Source organism: Pseudoalteromonas sp. APAL1 (assembly GCF_021532475.1).
GTDB lineage: Bacteria > Pseudomonadota > Gammaproteobacteria > Enterobacterales > Alteromonadaceae > Pseudoalteromonas > Pseudoalteromonas lipolytica_C.
Map to the genome: position 1 here is coordinate 1 of NZ_JAKGAW010000036.1, position 15999 is coordinate 15999.

Annotated in this window: 19 protein-coding genes; 12 read left to right on the forward strand and 7 right to left on the reverse strand. The window is 41.2% G+C overall.

Annotation, left to right across the window (positions count from 1 at the left end):
* Positions 1-191: 191 nt before the first annotated feature.
* A complete protein-coding gene (locus L1264_RS15805) occupies positions 192-896 on the reverse strand; it encodes a hypothetical protein (protein ID WP_235404214.1) in 705 nt (234 codons plus the stop codon).
* 126 nt (positions 897-1022) lie between these two features.
* Between L1264_RS15805 and L1264_RS15810 the strand changes: the two genes are divergently transcribed.
* Positions 1023-1598 carry a DJ-1/PfpI family protein gene (locus L1264_RS15810; RefSeq protein WP_235404216.1) on the forward strand — a complete coding sequence of 192 codons (576 nt, stop codon included), beginning with the start codon at positions 1023-1025 and terminating at the stop codon, positions 1596-1598.
* Here the strand turns inward: L1264_RS15810 and L1264_RS15815 are convergent.
* Positions 1593-2474: a LysR family transcriptional regulator gene (locus tag L1264_RS15815; protein ID WP_199526145.1), complete on the reverse strand. Its 882-nt coding sequence runs from the start codon at positions 2472-2474 to the stop codon at positions 1593-1595. The genes L1264_RS15810 and L1264_RS15815 overlap by 6 nt on opposite strands.
* Before the next feature lie 97 nt (positions 2475-2571).
* On the opposite strand from L1264_RS15815, the gene tmpT reads away from it, so the two are divergent.
* The 4 genes from tmpT to L1264_RS15830 all read left to right on the forward strand — a co-directional run bounded on the left by tmpT (position 2572) and on the right by L1264_RS15830 (position 6705).
* Positions 2572-3204 (forward strand): thiopurine S-methyltransferase, encoded by a 633-nt coding sequence (gene tmpT / locus L1264_RS15820; protein ID WP_199526144.1) that lies wholly within the window; start codon positions 2572-2574, stop codon positions 3202-3204.
* 130 nt (positions 3205-3334) lie between these two features.
* A complete protein-coding gene (locus L1264_RS21510; RefSeq protein WP_442960450.1) occupies positions 3335-3556 on the forward strand; it encodes a hypothetical protein in 222 nt (73 codons plus the stop codon).
* Positions 3480-4280 (forward strand): DODA-type extradiol aromatic ring-opening family dioxygenase, encoded by an 801-nt coding sequence (locus tag L1264_RS15825; protein ID WP_199526143.1) that lies wholly within the window; start codon positions 3480-3482, stop codon positions 4278-4280. The genes L1264_RS21510 and L1264_RS15825 overlap by 77 nt, the downstream gene beginning before the upstream one ends.
* Before the next feature lie 94 nt (positions 4281-4374).
* A complete protein-coding gene (locus tag L1264_RS15830) occupies positions 4375-6705 on the forward strand; it encodes a S9 family peptidase (protein ID WP_199526142.1) in 2331 nt (776 codons plus the stop codon).
* Positions 6706-6923: 218 nt separating this feature from the next.
* On the opposite strand, the gene L1264_RS15835 is transcribed toward L1264_RS15830, so the two are convergent.
* Complete coding sequence (locus tag L1264_RS15835; protein WP_199526141.1) at positions 6924-7934, reverse strand: alpha/beta hydrolase family protein; 1011 nt, start codon at positions 7932-7934, stop codon at positions 6924-6926.
* A 70-nt stretch (positions 7935-8004) separates the two neighbouring features.
* Positions 8005-8853 (reverse strand): LysR family transcriptional regulator, encoded by an 849-nt coding sequence (locus tag L1264_RS15840; RefSeq protein ID WP_199526140.1) that lies wholly within the window; start codon positions 8851-8853, stop codon positions 8005-8007.
* A gap of 119 nt (positions 8854-8972) precedes the next feature.
* On the opposite strand from L1264_RS15840, the gene L1264_RS15845 reads away from it, so the two are divergent.
* Positions 8973-9635 (forward strand): FMN-dependent NADH-azoreductase, encoded by a 663-nt coding sequence (locus L1264_RS15845; protein ID WP_235404218.1) that lies wholly within the window; start codon positions 8973-8975, stop codon positions 9633-9635.
* 70 nt (positions 9636-9705) lie between these two features.
* Here the strand turns inward: L1264_RS15845 and L1264_RS15850 are convergent, their stop codons facing one another.
* Positions 9706-10164: a GyrI-like domain-containing protein gene (locus L1264_RS15850; RefSeq protein ID WP_135926644.1), complete on the reverse strand. Its 459-nt coding sequence runs from the start codon at positions 10162-10164 to the stop codon at positions 9706-9708.
* 190 nt (positions 10165-10354) lie between these two features.
* Between L1264_RS15850 and L1264_RS15855 the strand changes: the two genes are divergently transcribed.
* The 6 genes from L1264_RS15855 to L1264_RS15880 all read left to right on the forward strand — a co-directional run bounded on the left by L1264_RS15855 (position 10355) and on the right by L1264_RS15880 (position 15055).
* Positions 10355-10981 (forward strand): fused MFS/spermidine synthase, encoded by a 627-nt coding sequence (locus tag L1264_RS15855; RefSeq protein WP_135926645.1) that lies wholly within the window; start codon positions 10355-10357, stop codon positions 10979-10981.
* Entirely contained in the window at positions 10966-11856 is an 891-nt protein-coding gene (locus L1264_RS15860) for a spermidine synthase (RefSeq protein WP_199526138.1), read from the forward strand. The genes L1264_RS15855 and L1264_RS15860 overlap by 16 nt, the downstream gene beginning before the upstream one ends.
* The gene (locus L1264_RS15865; protein WP_199526137.1) at positions 11853-12329 is read left to right on the forward strand and encodes a TlpA disulfide reductase family protein; all 477 of its coding nucleotides are present in this window, start codon (positions 11853-11855) and stop codon (positions 12327-12329) included. Before L1264_RS15860 ends, L1264_RS15865 begins: the two co-directional genes overlap by 4 nt.
* Before the next feature lie 135 nt (positions 12330-12464).
* Complete coding sequence (locus tag L1264_RS15870) at positions 12465-12941, forward strand: MarR family winged helix-turn-helix transcriptional regulator (RefSeq protein WP_135926648.1); 477 nt, start codon at positions 12465-12467, stop codon at positions 12939-12941.
* A 4-nt stretch (positions 12942-12945) separates the two neighbouring features.
* Positions 12946-14007, forward strand: coding sequence for an HlyD family secretion protein (locus L1264_RS15875; RefSeq protein WP_199526136.1), 1062 nt, complete (start codon positions 12946-12948; stop codon positions 14005-14007).
* Between the two features lie 13 nt (positions 14008-14020).
* Entirely contained in the window at positions 14021-15055 is a 1035-nt protein-coding gene (locus L1264_RS15880; RefSeq protein WP_199526135.1) for a DUF2955 domain-containing protein, read from the forward strand.
* Between the two features lie 20 nt (positions 15056-15075).
* Here L1264_RS15880 and L1264_RS15885 read toward each other — a convergent pair whose 3' ends face one another.
* Both L1264_RS15885 and arfB read right to left on the reverse strand, forming a co-directional pair.
* On the reverse strand, positions 15076-15393 hold the full coding sequence (locus L1264_RS15885) for a hypothetical protein (protein WP_135926651.1): 318 nt from the start codon (positions 15391-15393) through the stop codon (positions 15076-15078).
* 135 nt (positions 15394-15528) lie between these two features.
* The gene (gene arfB, locus L1264_RS15890; protein ID WP_135926652.1) at positions 15529-15942 is read right to left on the reverse strand and encodes an alternative ribosome rescue aminoacyl-tRNA hydrolase ArfB; all 414 of its coding nucleotides are present in this window, start codon (positions 15940-15942) and stop codon (positions 15529-15531) included.
* Positions 15943-15999 lie beyond the last annotated feature (57 nt).

The window sequence follows — 15999 nt, forward strand, 5'->3', positions numbered from 1 at the left end:
ATCTACTCATGTTTTTTCCTTATATGACTTCGCTAAAAATCAAGTAAGGAATTAACATGAGTATTTTTTCAGGCAAAGCCTAAATGATGATAACCACCTACTGAAGTAGGTGGTTTAGGGCCGAAAACAAAAAAGCCAACATCATGTTGGCCTTTTTGTTATACCAATTCGCTTAATTAAGCAGATTGGTATTAGTTAATTAGTTCTGCTGAAACAATATCGTTGAGCATTAAAAAGTGGTTTAGAACAGACTCCTCAAGTTCGAATACTTGCGCTACTTTTTCGCCACTTGCTGACATCCCCGTTTGCGCACCTGCAAACTCTATATGTAACCCTAAACGTTTTAGAGTTTGGGCATCGTAACTATACATAGCTGAATCACGTTTCTCGGTAATGCCTGGCATCATCCCTATGATAGTAACGGCTTGTTCAACATTGATGATATCGAAAAATTGTCGCTCTGCGGTTTGCCATTTTGCAATATAGCTAGCAACTTCAGGAGGCTGTTCCATAGGCACGTATAGTGGCTGTAATGAGCCGCCATGCCAGCCTATAACGCCTTGCTCTTCAACAAGCACATGTGGACTTGCGGTAAGTACATAATTAGCGCAAGACGATGCACAAAGCTCGCGTACCACAACATTGAGTTGATACTCATGCACTAAGCCACCTAAATGTAGGCCGGCCATAACGTCGCCGCCTTCACTATTGATCACTAAGGTATCTATTTGGTTACGGCTACTAACTAATAGTTTTTCAAACTCTTCGACACTTTTTTTGGAAGTTTCGCCTTTGTAGTAAATTGTGCCCGGCGATATCTCACTGATTTCATTCACTGCATGCTCTGTTGTTTTACAGCCAACAAGCAATACTGTCAGTAATAATAATAAACGCATTAACAATGCCTTAAAGTTTTGTTTCTATACCGTGCTCAGTTTAATAATATGTTATTAACGGACTGCGAAAATCGCATAGTACGATTTTTTGCTTGAGAAATAAATCCAGTTATTAGGAACAATTGTATGAATATTGGAATTTACATTTATGATGATGCTGAAGTACTCGATTTCTCAGGCCCATTTGAGGTATTTAGTACTGCCAAGCGTCTAGCGGATAATGACTGGCAAGTGAGTTTAATTGCTGAAAATGATAGGCCTGTACTTGCCCGCGGTGGTTATAGTGTAAACCCCCATTACAGCTTTGCTGACTGCCCTTTGCTAGATCTACTTGTTGTGGTTGGAGGTGATCATACACGAGAGCTAGAAAAAGCAGAGGTTATTGCTTGGTTAAAAAACACAGCCACTAACACCAAGCGTGTTGCGAGTGTTTGTACAGGGGCGTTTTTGCTAGCTAAAACGGGGCTTTTAAGTGGTAAAAATGTCACGACACATTGGCTAGATCAACCTGAGCTGGCTGCTATGTTTTCTGATCTCAATGTGATTGCAGATACTCGTTGGGTCACTGATGGTAAGTTTACCAGCTCAGGTGGTATTTCTGCTGGCATTGATATGAGCTTGGCTTTAGTCGCTGAGTTTATTAGCTACGAACACGCCTTGTTGACTGCTAAACAGATGGAGTATCAATGGCAGACTTTATAATTTTTCAGCAATGTAGTCGGTTATAAACTGTTTTAAACAGGCAGCCTTTTTACTCAGTAAACGTGCGCTTGGCCAAATAGCATAAATATCGCGGTTTTCGCCTCGCCAGTGTGGCAATACTTGAACTAGTTGCTGAGATTTTAATTCATCTATTACCTCAAACCGAGGTAACAAAGCGATACCTTGCTCATCACAAACTAAGTATTTTACAAATCCAGTGTCGTTAAAAGTGCTCGCAAATCGGCACATATGGTTATAAGTTGCATCCGTTTGTGTATTGCTCAACTGCCATTTATTTCTTAGTGTGGTGCCAATTAACCTATGCTGTTTTAAATCAGCTGGCTCTTCTAAGGCAGGTGCCGAATCAAGGTATGCTTTAGTGCTTACAAATAAAGTATCAACACTGCCTAACTTTTTTTGATGAAGCATAGAATCGGCCTGTGGCCCTACTCTTATCGCTATATCAGCTTGGCTTTTACTCAGATCTTCTAGTTGATTATTAAGCAGTAGCTCAAGTTGAATATCAGGGTACTGTTTAGTGAATGCGAGCCACATCGGCTTTAAGAAACCATGACTAATATTCAGAGGTGCTAAAACTTTAAGCTTTCCTGACAATTGTGCTTTTTGCTCATTAAGCTGGCGATGGGTTTGTTCAAATTGCTCAATTAATTCAACATAACTTTGAAAATACACCTCCCCTGCTTGCGTTAACGTGCATTGCCTTGCTGAGCGGTTTAATAGCTGCTCCCCAAGGCGTTGCTCAAGTCGTTGCAAGCGTCTCGATACAGTTGCGGTAGGCAGCGACAAGCTCTCAGCCGCATTACTTAGGCCGCCTTGTTTAACAATCTGTATGAATAGAGCAATATCGTCAATCATGTTCTCATTTATGCAATCATAGTTTGTTTATCTTGCTATTTTTATCACTTTTGTAATTAGTTATCATGTTTTTATTGAAACATTTTAGGATTATGTAATGGACGCAAAGCATTGGCATCAACGCTGGGAAAATAACGAAATTGGTTTTCACGAGGGAGACGTTAATCGTTATCTAGATCAGTATTTTACTAACTTAAATTTACAGCAAGGCGATACTGTTTTTGTGCCACTGTGCGGAAAAACTCACGACATTCATTATTTGCTAGCGCAAGGTATGCGTGTTGTAGGGGCTGAGCTTAGTGAAATTGCCATTAAGCAGTTATTTGATGAGTTAAAGCTTGAACCCGAAATTAGCCAACATGGCGAACTATTACGTTACCAAGGTGCAAATCTAACCGTTTGGGTAGGTGATATTTTTGCGCTTACCGCGAATGAACTTGGCACTATCAACGCGGTTTATGACCGTGCCGCTTTAGTTGCGCTGCCAAAGCCGATGCGCATTCGATATACCCAACATTTACTAGAGTTGACCAATAAGGCAAAGCAGTTAGTGGTGGTATTTGAGTATCAGCAAAGTGAGTTTTCGGGCCCGCCGTTTAGTGTGGTCGCCGATGAGCTACATCAGCACTACGATGCTTTTTATCAACTAACATTACTGTGCAAAGAGCCTCTAGAAGGTGGCTTAAGAGGGCAAGTCCCCGCCATGAACGTTGCTTGGCTTATAAGTTAGTACTTACAAACTAGTGGTGTGTAAATTCACACCCTAGCTGTGCGTTTTTGTGGCTAGTTATTGTATCTCTGTGCGTGCACTATAGATATACCAATCCGCAATAATACTTAATCATTTTGAGGGATTAAACCTGTCGCTACCTGCGTTAAAAATTTCTGAGTTAGAACAACTAAATAACGAAATTTTTGCCTTGCTATCAACGAGGTTTCTTTGCCTCAAAATAGACTACTTAATTAAGCGAATTGGTATGAAAAGCATATTTAAGGAGCACATTTATGCAAAAGCCACGCGTTTTATTTGTTTCTCATGGCGGCGGTCCTATGCCTTTACTTGGCGATCCAAGTCATGCTGATATGGTCACTTGTTTGCAGGCTATTGCCGCAAAAATTAAAAAGCCGTCTGCTATTTTGATGGTGAGTGCGCACTGGGAAGCGAACCCAATTAGCATCACTTCGAGCGCTGCTCCAGAGCTAATTTATGATTACTATGGTTTTCCTGAGCCTGCTTACAGTCTTGAGTACCCAAGCCCTGGCGAACCAGCCCTTGCCGAAAAAGTACATCAAGCATTGGCAAAGGCTAATATCGATAGCACATTAAACCCATCTCGTGGCTTTGATCACGGTATGTATGTGCCTTTGAAAATTATGTATCCAGAAGCAGATATACCTTGTGTGCAATTGTCGTTACATCCAAGCCTTGAGCCAAGCTTACACCTAGCGATAGGTGAGGCTTTACAACAGCTTGATTACGATAATTTATTGATCATTGGTTCTGGCTTTACTTTTCATAATATGCGCGCATTTTTTACGCCTGAAACAGCTGAAATTAAAGCGCAAAATATGGCTTTTGAGCAATGGTTAGTCGATGTATGTGGCAATACTGAGCTGAGTGAGCAGCAGCGACAAGCTAAGTTATTAGAGTGGCAAATGGCCCCAGCGGCGCGTTTTAGTCACCCTCGTGAAGAGCACTTATTGCCGTTACATGTTTGCTATGGTGCGGCGATGCGCCCTTGTAGTGATATCTACGAACTACGTATTGCCAACAAGCAAGCCAGTATGTTCTTGTGGGACGATTGAGTTTAAGTTCAACCCCCCTGATAACACGATAAAAGCTCAGATTTTATAAGTTTATTTTGGTACGCTAGGTAAGTTAAAACCTAGGAACAACAAAATGAACTTAATAAAAACATCAACCCTTGCGTTTGCTGTGGTTGCGGGTTTAGGTTTGCAGGCATGCTCAACTACAGAGCAAGCTAGCACGCCATCAGCAACAGTGAACGCAACGGCTAATCCGCTCTCGCTTGAACAAATTTATAAAGAAAAAGACTTTAAAGCTGAGCGTAGCACCTATTTTACATGGCTCGATGATGGTACTGGTTATACGGTACTTGAAGAGCGCGAAAGCGATAAAAACAACCAAGACGATAAAGCTAAAGACGATGAGCACGGCGTTAAAGGCAATGATATTGTGTTTTATAACGCCGATGGCACGGGTCGTAAGGTACTTGTTAGCTACGAAAAATTAATTCCCAAAGGTGAGAAAGAGCCACTCACCGTTGAAAGCTACCAATGGTCTAAAGATGGTAAATGGCTGATGGTTTTTACCAATGGCGAGCAAGTGTGGCGCTCACGTAGCCGTGGTGATTTTTGGCTATTAAACCTCGAAACTGATTCGCTGTATCAGTTAGGTGGCGAAAACATCGAAGCGAAAAAGCTGATGTTTGCTAAGTTCTCACCAGATAGCTCAAAAGTAGCTTACGTGCGTGATAACAACATCTACATGGAAAAAGTCGGCAGCAAGGCTGTGACTGCTTTAACCACTGACGGTAACGACACCATTGTTAATGGTAATTTTGACTGGGTATACGAAGAAGAATTTACCATTCGTGATGGTTTCCGCTGGAGTCCAGACAACAAATCAATTGCCTATTGGCAGCTTGATACCAGTGGTGTGAAATACTTCACCATGATCAATAACACTGATGATCTCTACCCTACCCTTAAAGAATTCCCGTATCCAAAAGCCGGCGAGATGAACTCTGCGGTTAAAGTGGGGGTGGTTAGTCTTAGCGACAAGAAAACCCGTTGGGCTGAACTAGGTGGCGATAATCGTGATCGTTATATCCCACGTATTAGCTGGGCAGGTACTGGTGAATCTTTGATGATCCAAGATCTTAACCGTCCGCAAAGCCACAACAAGGTTTGGTTATTCGACTGGCAAAAACAACAGCTGACTAAAATTCTTGAAGATAAAGACGATGCCTTTATTGAGTGGTTTTATAAAGCAAACTGGTCAAAAGACGGTAAGTTCTTTATTTGGCACAGTGAGCGTGATGGTTGGCGCCATTTATACCGTGTATCTCGCGATGGTAAAACGGTTGTTGATTTAACACCGGGCGAGTACGACATCATTGATATGCTCGCGCTCAACGAAGATAAAAACGTTATGTACTTTACTGCATCACCGGATGATCCAGGCCAGCGTTATTTATTCCGTACCTCGCTTGATGGCAGCTATAAACCGGTGCGCGTAACGCCTGAGTCATTTGAAGGTTCAAACAGCTATTACATGTCTAAAGATACCTCTTGGGCAATGCATACCTTCTCTAAGTTTGGCACGCCACCAATGAAAGAGATCATCAAAGTAAGCGATCATAGCAATGTGAAAACCTTAGTTGAGAACAAAGCATTAAAAGAGAAATTAGCGACTGAGCAATTACCGACTCACGAGTTCTTTAAGGTTAATGCGCGCGATGGTGTTGAGCTTGATGGCTACATCATGTTCCCTGCCAATATGGATAAAAGCAAAAAATACCCAATCGTCTTTTATGTTTACGGTGAGCCATGGGGCTCAACAGTACAAGACCGCTGGGAAGGCGACAGTTACTTATACAAGTCGTATTTAACTCAGCAAGGCTTTATTGTTGCCTCAGTTGATAACCGCGGCACGCGCGCACCAAAAGGCAGAGATTGGCGTAAGTCTATCTACAAAAAAATAGGCTCTATTACCGTACGAGACCAAGTTGACGCCCTTGATGCAATGGCAAAACGTTGGGATGTCATTGATACCGACCGTGTTGGTGTATGGGGTCACTCAGGTGGCGGTAGTTCAACACTTAATTTGTTATTCCGCCATGGTGATAAATATAAAGTGGGTATTGCCTCAGCCCCAGTGCCAGATATTCGCTTGTACGATACTATCTACCAAGAGCGCTATGCGGGTAACCCAAATACCGATCCTGAAAGTTACGACAACACCTCTCCGATCACCTTTGCAAAAAACCTGCAAGGTAAGTTGCTACTGATCCACGGTACCGGAGATGATAACGTACACTACCAAGGTTCAGAACGTTTAATTAACGAATTAGTTAAGCACAATAAACAGTTCGAGTTTTTCTCTTACCCGAACCGTTCTCACAGCCTACGTGAAGGTGATGGCACTACCCTGCACTATCACACTATGATGGCTAACTTCTTCGAAAAGCATCTACTCAATAAGTAAATATGCTTTAGTTAAAAACCGCAGCTTCAACTTTAAGCTGCGGTTTTTTTATGCAAATTGTAAACCCCCGTTACACAAAGAAAGCGATTAGATGAAAGCTATCAAATGTTTGAAGCAAATTATCAGTGCTGGCAATGGCGGCTGCGAGCTATTGGATTATCGAGCGAAGTGTGTAATGAAAAGGGCCTTGTTTGGCCCTTTTTAGTTTCAAAACAAAGTTACAAATAGCTGTTAAACCAATCAACTAGCTCTGTTTCTAGTTGTTCTTTATGGTCCATTAAAAAGTGGTTGTCACCGTCATACACCACGAGTTTATGGGGGATATGATGCGCTTCTAGCGCTTTGGCAAATTGAATTGAGTTATCGACCGATACTCGTTTATCGTCACTGCCATGAATAAGTAATATGGGCACTTTAGGCGATAGCTTATCAACCCAGTTCATAACAGAGCGTGCTTCAAGCTCTGCTTGTTTGTTCTCTTTATAATTGGGGATACGACGCACATAGACGTTTTTTTCCATGTTAGGTCTAAACGTAAGCTCTTTGACTAAATCGGTCGCTCCCGCAATGGTTGCAATAGCTTTAACCTTGTTTGTGTGTTGCATCGCAAGGTGGGTTTGCATGCCGCCTCTACTTACTCCTAACATGCCAATGCGGTTTTCATCTGCACTTGCTATGTGCGGAATAAAATCAATAAGCGCAAGTACGTCATTAACATCTTTGCCACCAAACTCATCTAAATCATCATTTTTAGTTAATGTACCGCGGTATTGGCTGCCGATAACCACAAAGCCTTGCTCCGCTAAAGGAAATAAATTGCGCATCATTGCAGCAAAATAAACATTGCCAAAATTACCGTTACCGCCGCGGTTATAAATTAATACTGGGAGCTTATTCTTGGTGACTTTAGGTTTGATGATATATCCAAGCACCTCAACATTATCGACCTGATATTTAAAAATATGGCAGGTTAAATTCGTTTTAAAGTTATCGAACATACTTTGTGGAAAGATTTCTTCAAAGGCTTTTATGCGCTTGAAGTATGCTTCTTCGTTTTTAGCTTTGCGTTTATTCTTTTGCGCTATAAATTGGTGCCACGAATCATAGTCAGCAAAGATGCCTGTGAAGCAGTCTGTTTCTTTTGTGACGCGTTCATCATCGATAATTTTCGCTGCGCTAGTAGAAAAAACAGCGAGAGATAAGCAGGTAGATAAGAGTAATTTATACACAACAACATCCTTATTGGTGACTAAAAGTTACAAAACCACAGTAACTTAAATGATGGTTATTTGTACAGCATTAATTCAGTAAGCGCTCAAGCCATTCAATCACAACGTTATGCGTTGCTGTTTCGAAGCGAGATTTTTCGGGAATGTAGTAACACAGTTTTGATTCAACATCTTGGCTATTAAACGATGTTAGTAACCCTGCATCTAGGTAAGGTTGCACTAAGGTTTTTGAGCAAAAAACCACGCCTTTATTGGCGAGCACCTGATTTATACCAAACAGTTCTTGATCGAATGTTTTTACCTTGAAACATGAATCACTTAGGTTATTTACTTTGAGCCACTGCATTAATGGTGGGGCTGGTAGGGCATTATTTTTCCATTGGCTGGTGTATAAAGTAACCTGCTTATCAAGCCAAGGGGCGCTTTGTTGCGCGTTTGCCGCAAACATATCAAAGCGCTCATATTTGATGATATCTGCTTTGTTTACTTCCTCACTATTTCCTAGCCTAACAGGCAAGGTATGCAGTTGCTTATCTAAAGTTTCACTGGTTGATATATCAAGCTGTAAATGCGGTTTTTCGTTATTTAGCTCTTCTAAAGCGGGTATTAATCTTAGGGCTGCTAGAGATGATGTTGTGGTGATGCGTACTTGGTTATGTGCTTGGCTCAATTGTTCAATTGCCGCAAAAATAAGCTTAAAGCCGCTAGTTGTGTTTTGACTTAGGTACTCGCCTGATGCAGTTAAGGTAATCTTTCTCACTTCGCGATGAAATAAATCAGTATTCAAGCGACTTTCTAGATTAGCAATGTGGTGCGATACCGCTGTAGGCGTAATCGCAAGTTCAGCGGCGGCTGCTTTAAAGCTACCTAATCGTGCAGCTGACTCAAAGGCTTTTAAAGCTTGTAATGATATATGCATAGTTGAACCCGTCTAAATTTATAGATGAGTATAACTTACTTATAGTGAATTATAACTCGTTTGTTAAATGGCCCTCATTTAATGATGATACCAACACATTAACTAATGAGGTATTTACTATGACTACTCTGCTACACATTGATGCTAGTGTGCGTTCAGCTAAAAATGCAAATCCTAACCACGACTCAATCTCTAAAAATATTGCTAAGCAATTTGTAAATCATTTACAGCAAAACAATGCTATAGCTGAGTATATTTACCGTGATGTTGGGATTAATCCACCTTCATTTATTAACCAATCCTGGATTGCTGCTGTGTTTACGCCAGCCAACAAGTTAACGCTAGAGCAAAAAGAAGTACTGGCCGAATCTGATGAATTGATAAATGAGTTGGTTAAGGCTGACACTATAGTGATATCAACGCCTATGTATAACTATGGCATGCCTGCGCAATTAAAAGCATGGTTTGATCAAATCGTTAGGATCAATAAAACGTTTGATTTTGACTTGCAGCGGGGGGATTTCCCTTTGCAACCCCTGTTAACTGGTAAACGTTTGCTGGTTATTACCTCAACGGGTGAGTTTGGTTTTGAGGCCGGTGGTATACGCGAGAGTATGAGCCACTTAGTGCCGCACATTAAAACCTTGAGTAAGTATTTAGGGGTTCAGTATATTGATGAAATAGCCTGTGAGTATCAAGAATTTAACGACCAAAGACACCAACGGTCTTTGACTAATGCTTATGCTAAAGTAGAACAATTAGCGCTGAGATACGCCAATTAAGCAAACAACAAAGCCGCAATAAGCGGCTTTATTTTGTAATGGGGCTTTACACTAAAAATAGTGTTTAGTGTTATTCAACCGAAATGAATACTTCAACTTCTTCACTGCTTTTATAAAACTCAAAGTCAGTTTTATATGCTCGAATATGCGGGCACTGTTCATTACTAAAGTACTGCCAAACTTGACCCCAAACATCGATAACGGTTTGTGGCATTGCTCCTTTGCCACTAAAGCGAAGATAGTTACCTGTGGCGAGTGTCGTTTGTTCTATCTCTGGCAAAGTGACTTGCAGGTCAGTACACGCAAATACATCAAACTCCCCTGTGACATCTGATTCATAATGAGTGTACACGCCATAAACTTGGCTAGATGGCGCTAATTTGGGCGCTATGTCAGTGTAAAACTGCTGCCATAAGCCTGCAATTTTGGCACCTTCGCCACTCAATTCGTTTATATTGCTAGTGCGAACTTTGAGGCCAAATAAGGTCGTAGGGTTGTCGATATTGATGTGTGTTACTTGCTGATCCATTGCATTTATCCTTGCTTATTTGTTCCCGTTAAAATACCAGAGCATATGTGCTTTAACCTAGCCTTTTTTACTATTTATTTCGTTAGCTATCATTTTGTAAACGGCCTTTACAGCTTAAAAAACAGTCATGGCATCCTTATCAGCATCAGGTTAAGATGGGTAAAATAACAACAAAATCAGCGGGTGTTTAATGAATAAAATCAATGCGCTTATCTACTTTCTAGCCTTTAGTAGCGGCTTTTGTATTATGGGAATTGAGCTTTTAGGCGGGCGAATATTAGCGCCTTACTTTGGTAGTAGTGTGCATATATGGGGCAGTATTATCACTGTTTTTATGCTGAGCTTATCAATCGGTTATTTGCTTGGCGGCAAGCTCTCTACTCGCAACCCTTCGTTAACTAAATACGGTCTTATTTTCTTTGTTGCGAGCATTATGGTGGTGCCGATTGTACTATTTGCCGAGCCAATTATGACCTTTATTTTCACTCATGTTGAAGACAGCCGTTATGGCTCGTTACTGGCATCAACGGCGTTGTTTTTTATCCCTACAACAATACTGGGCATGATCTCTCCTTATTCAGTGCGATTATTGGTTACCGATCATGAAAAAAGTGGTCAGGTTGCCGGTGGTTTGTATTTTGTAAGCACCCTAGGAAGCGCTCTTGGCACGATTATTACCTCTTTTTATATGGTGCTAGCTTTTGATGTTAACGACATTATTAAAACCTTTGCAGCGGTACTAGGCGCGCTTGGTTTGCTTGCAATTGCTGTTAGTCAAATAAAAACAAAGGAGCGTACTGTATGTTTAGAGTCTTAATGATTTGTTTGCTCATAGTGCTGCCCTTTAGCGGGTTGGCTGAAGTAATCCATAAAGAGCGCTCGCTTTATCGCAATATCTTAGTTGAGAAGTCTGGCGACTTACTGTGTTTAAAATTCAACGAAAAAACTCGTAAAAGTACGCAAAGTTGTATGTATGAAAGTAAGCCTAAAAAGCTGGTGTTTAATTACACCAAAATGACCTTTGCAAGCCTACTATTTATTGATAACCCGCAGAATGTATTGATCATTGGTTTGGGAGGTGGCTCACTCTCTAATACTATACATGAGCTTTATCCTGAAGCGCGTATCGAAAATGTCGAAATTGACCCTGCAGTAATAAAAGTCGCCCGTGATTATTTTAGTTTTGTAGAAACCGATAATGTGACATCTAAAGTGCAAGATGGGCGTATTTTTATCAAACGCGCTGCACTTAAAAAGCAAAAGTACGATTGGATAATTCTTGATGCCTTTAATGGCGATTATATCCCTGAGCACCTTCTCACTAAGGAATTTTTTGCAGAAGTAAAAAGTATACTGGCTGATGGCGGCATTGTTGCAGCAAATACTTTTTCATCGAGTAAATTGTACCAGCATGAGTCGGCAACTTACTTTGATGTGTTTGGTGACTTTGTTAATATTGTGACCGATGAAAACTCTAATCGCATTATTTTAGCTGGCTTCGAGACTATGCCTAGCCAGCAACAGTTAACTGAGCGCGCCAACAAGTTAGCAAGTAAGTTAACCCCTTACGACGTTGATTTGCAGTTACTGCGTGAACATTTGTTTTATACTAAGGGTAATCAAGATTGGCCCGCGGATACCAAGGTACTCACTGACCAATATTCACCTGCGAACTTGTTAAATTATCAATGATCAAACACATCTTAATTGCACTTCTTTTATTAACGGGCTCTGCTGCTATGGCAGAGCAATCTTCTACTGCTCCTTTAACTGCAAGTCAGCAGCAATTGTCTAAACTACTGAGCCAATATAAAGGGAAAGTTGTGTTACTCGATTTTTGGGCATCTTGGTGTAGTCCATGTCGACGGTCGTTTCCTTGGTTTATAGCGATGCAGAACAAGTATCAACAGCAAGGGCTTGAAGTGATAGCTGTAAATATTGATGTTGAGCGCAGTGATGCCGATGCGTTTTTAGCTGAGTTTGCAGTGAACTTTACTATTATTTACGACCCTGATGCTGTTATTGGCAGGCAATACCAACTTAAAGGAATGCCTAGTAGTTTTTTAATCGATAAAGAGGGCTTAGTACGGTTCCAACATACAGGATTTGTTGCTGATAAATTAGACCTCTATGAAAGCCATATCAAAGAGTTAATTGCAAAATAGTATTATTCGTCGCATAACTTTTGCGGTTGTTCGCTTTTATAGAACATAGCTATCTGTTTTATTAATTGCATCAACATTTACTTAGCATGCTAACTACATTAAAATAGTTAGCATGCTAAGTAAATGGAGCGCATTATGTCTTCTACTCCCCCTTTTCACGAAACTCTTGATTTAACACTGTGCGGCAGTATGGGCCGTGTGCATCGTTTATGTCGCGATGCTGTAACCTTGGCGGTCGAGCCTTTGGGGCTTACTCAATCTCGTTGGACCGCGATGATGCACCTGTTTCATCTAAACCAAGGTTGCACCCAACAAGAGTTGGCAAATAGCTTGGGCATTGAAATGCCATCGTTAACTCGCACTATTAAGCAGCTTGAGCAACAAGAGATTATTGCTCGCAAAGCTGATGCAGACGATAAACGCAGTAAACGTCTGTACTTCACACAGCAAGGTCTACAATTGTTAGACACATTACAGGTGATTATCGCTGATGTGAAAGAGCACCTTTATGCTGACTTAACCACAGAGCAACTCGATACGATGGCGCATGGTTTAATTCAGATGGAGCAAAATGCCCGTCAGTGTATCCGTCATTATTCAGGAGATAAGTAACCTTATGACACCGGACCAAAAATTTGCCCGTTACGTAAAAATCTCTTTAGCGGGTTTTATTGTTTTATTTTTATATTTTGTGATTGCTGATCTGTACATGCCTGTCACACCGCAGGCCCGTGTTTATCACCCTGTTGTGCAAGTGACCCCGCAAGTAAGTGGGCGCGTGACTGACGTATTAGTCACCAACAATCAAGCAGTCGAAAAGCAGCAAGCCTTGTTTAAGATTAACGACGAGCCTTTTAAGCTTGCCGTTCAGCAGGCAGAACTCGCTTATGATGATGCGAAACTACAAAACCAACGTTTAGATAGCAGTGTTAAGGCAATAGAAGCTCAGCTTGCGGCAGCACAGGCAAAACTGCATGAACAAACGCTTTTATTTGAGCGCGGTGAGTCGTTATTGAAAAAGCGCTCTATTTCGGAGCAAGAGTACGAAACAATCAATGCGAACTACCAATCAAGCAAGGCAAATGTGGCTGCGATTGAAGCGAAGCTTAGCGAGGCCAAATTAGCACGCGGTAAAATAGGTGATGACAATTTAGCGCTTCGCCATGCCCAAAACCAGCTTGAGCAAGCGAAACTAAACCTGTCGTATACTACAGTGACAGCCGATACCGACGGTAAAACAGCCAACCTACAAGTAACACCGGGTACCTATGCAAATAAGGGCCAGCCGCTAATGGCGATTGTTGCTAATAAAGCTGATTTAGTGGCAGATTTTCGTGAAAAGTCTTTGGTTCATGTAGAAATTGGTAGCACTGCAAAAGTAAGCTTTGATGCGCTACCGGGCAAAGTGTTTACGGGCAAAATTATTAGCTTTGAAGCAGGTGTGAGTGATGGTCAGCTTAATGCAAACGGTTTGCTCAGTGCTACTGAAAGTAGTAATCGTTGGGTACGTGATGCACAGCGCCAACGTATTCATATTCAACTAGATGAACACCAGATGCTGGCTAAATTTCCAAGTGGTGCGCGTGCAACTGTTCAGCTTTTGCCTGACTCAAGCATAGGCAGCTGGTTTGCGAGCATGCAAATTCGCTTCATCAGTGTTCTGCACTTTATTTACTAAGGCAGGGTAAGTTATGTCAGTATTGCAACTCGATGGTAATGGTTTGCGCCAAGCGCTTCGCATTGCCACGGGCTCAGCATTAGGGTTTGCACTGGCAAAATTGATGAACTGGCCTAATGGCATCTTTTTTACAGTTTACCCTATGTTATTGCTCGGTTTAGTACCCGTGCTTAACATGCATATTATTCGTCAGTTTTACGCAGGCGCGGTGTTTAGTGCACTGTTTGTACTAGTTGTGCAAGGTCTATTTGCACACCTGCCTGTGGTTATGACGATGATGAGCTTTATCGCATTTGCTTTTTTGTTTTATCAAATGAGCCGTGGCGCTAACTTTTTATTTGGTGCCACAACGGTGGTGAGTTTGTCTATTCAATTGCATTTTTCGACTTACACCGGTGGTGGGGTAAGTATTTATCCGTTGATCATTAGCAATGCCGTTGCTGTTGTGGTTACTGTGGTGTTCTCGATGCTAATGCATGGTTTATTTCCTGATGTTGCACCACGCCAAGGTCGGGTTATGCCAGAAAAAGCAAAAGAAAGTGTGCGTCATGAAGTATTACTTTGTTCAACCGTAGCAACCTTGTCATTTGTTGTATTTCAGGTATTTGACTTACAAGATTCAATCTCAGCTCAAGCAGCGTCGGTACTGATTTTGTTTTCGTTATGCTGGAAAGCGGCAGGTATGGCTGCATGGCAACGTGCGATAGGTACATTGATTGGATGTAACTTAGCGTTAGTGGCACAGTTATTTTTGTATAACCATACCGATATTTTGATATTTCCGGCGTTAATTTTATGGATTTTGACTTTTATTTTTAGTCGTTATCAAATTATTGCTGGCGGTATTCCGGGTGTTGGTTTTGGTATTATCACCACATTTGGCATTTTGTTTGGTCAATCATTAGGGCCGGGCCAAGATCTGGTATACAGCGCGTTATATCGATTTTCGTCGGTGTCAGTGGCAATTTTAGTAAGTCTTTGTGCGGTCTATGTAATGCATCACTTACTTAATCGTTTTGAAGTAACTCGTCACCATACATTTGACTAGTAAATCATTAAAAAAGAGAGCTAATTTGAGCTCTCTTTTTTCTGATTATTTTCAATAATAGTCGGTAACGATTTTAGTAGGTTTTCTTGTTTGTTAACGACGCTCTCTACACATGTTTTTGAAGCGACATCAGCGACCCATGCCCCCCATTGTGAACTACCTGGTTCTTCACCTGGCGTTGCCCACCATCTAGCTTTGTAAAGAATTTCATTGTAGCAAGTTTCACTTCCTTGCGGGTAAGCGCTTCCGGCTTGCCAAGAATCAACAGCGTGGCTGGTGATTGGCAGCGCTGACAGCGTTATCATTAACGACGCAACAATGTGTGTTTTGAGACCCATCAGCGGCTCCTTGCAAATAAGTGAGATAGTATGAATATTATAGTATTAGTGGAGTTAACCATCAATTAACTTTGTTAACACGTTACACTTCTTTACAGTTTTGTTTGCTTTTTGAGCGGTCTGTTAACAATAAAGTTATATATCGATGTTTTTCCTTAATGCCTTTGTTTGTCCCCTTTTTGTTTTGCTATCCATGCGTTTCCGCTGAGAACTTTTGGTGGGTTTTGTAGCCCTTCGCTTTTTTTGTACTTGAGTAGCACTGATGATCAATTCTTTTAATCGATTAAGTGCGTCTTCTTTATTTAATTCTTGAGTTCGATGTGTTTGCGACTTAATGACTATAACGCCTTCTTTGGTGATTCGAGAGTCATTTAAATTAAGTAAACGTTGTTTATAAAAGTCAGGTAGCTTAGAGCGTTTTATATCAAACCGTAAATGAATAGCACTGGCAACTTTATTGACATTTTGTCCGCCCGCACCCTGTGAGCGAATTGCGCTAAAGTCGAGCTCCCATTCATCGATAGTGACAGTATTAGAAATAATTAACATCAGGTTCAGTTAGCTGTGATAAAAATGCAAGTGTAACATTTGTAATTAGCTGAGTAT

Bases quoted from the DNA above. Each gene is read 5' to 3' on its own strand.
- L1264_RS15805 (WP_235404214.1), bottom strand. From the start codon at position 896: ATGCGTTTATTATTATTACTGACAGTATTGCTTGTTGGCTGTAAAACA.
- L1264_RS15810 (WP_235404216.1), top strand. From the start codon at position 1,023: ATGAATATTGGAATTTACATTTATGATGATGCTGAAGTACTCGATTTC.
- L1264_RS15815 (WP_199526145.1), bottom strand. From the start codon at position 2,474: ATGATTGACGATATTGCTCTATTCATACAGATTGTTAAACAAGGCGGC.
- tmpT (WP_199526144.1), top strand. From the start codon at position 2,572: ATGGACGCAAAGCATTGGCATCAACGCTGGGAAAATAACGAAATTGGT.
- L1264_RS15825 (WP_199526143.1), top strand. From the start codon at position 3,480: ATGCAAAAGCCACGCGTTTTATTTGTTTCTCATGGCGGCGGTCCTATG.
- L1264_RS15830 (WP_199526142.1), top strand. From the start codon at position 4,375: ATGAACTTAATAAAAACATCAACCCTTGCGTTTGCTGTGGTTGCGGGT.
- L1264_RS15840 (WP_199526140.1), bottom strand. From the start codon at position 8,853: ATGCATATATCATTACAAGCTTTAAAAGCCTTTGAGTCAGCTGCACGA.
- L1264_RS15845 (WP_235404218.1), top strand. From the start codon at position 8,973: ATGACTACTCTGCTACACATTGATGCTAGTGTGCGTTCAGCTAAAAAT.
- L1264_RS15850 (WP_135926644.1), bottom strand. From the start codon at position 10,164: ATGGATCAGCAAGTAACACACATCAATATCGACAACCCTACGACCTTA.
- L1264_RS15855 (WP_135926645.1), top strand. From the start codon at position 10,355: ATGAATAAAATCAATGCGCTTATCTACTTTCTAGCCTTTAGTAGCGGC.
- L1264_RS15860 (WP_199526138.1), top strand. From the start codon at position 10,966: ATGTTTAGAGTCTTAATGATTTGTTTGCTCATAGTGCTGCCCTTTAGC.
- L1264_RS15865 (WP_199526137.1), top strand. From the start codon at position 11,853: ATGATCAAACACATCTTAATTGCACTTCTTTTATTAACGGGCTCTGCT.
- L1264_RS15870 (WP_135926648.1), top strand. From the start codon at position 12,465: ATGTCTTCTACTCCCCCTTTTCACGAAACTCTTGATTTAACACTGTGC.
- L1264_RS15875 (WP_199526136.1), top strand. From the start codon at position 12,946: ATGACACCGGACCAAAAATTTGCCCGTTACGTAAAAATCTCTTTAGCG.
- L1264_RS15880 (WP_199526135.1), top strand. From the start codon at position 14,021: ATGTCAGTATTGCAACTCGATGGTAATGGTTTGCGCCAAGCGCTTCGC.
- L1264_RS15885 (WP_135926651.1), bottom strand. From the start codon at position 15,393: ATGGGTCTCAAAACACACATTGTTGCGTCGTTAATGATAACGCTGTCA.
- arfB (WP_135926652.1), bottom strand. From the start codon at position 15,942: ATGTTAATTATTTCTAATACTGTCACTATCGATGAATGGGAGCTCGAC.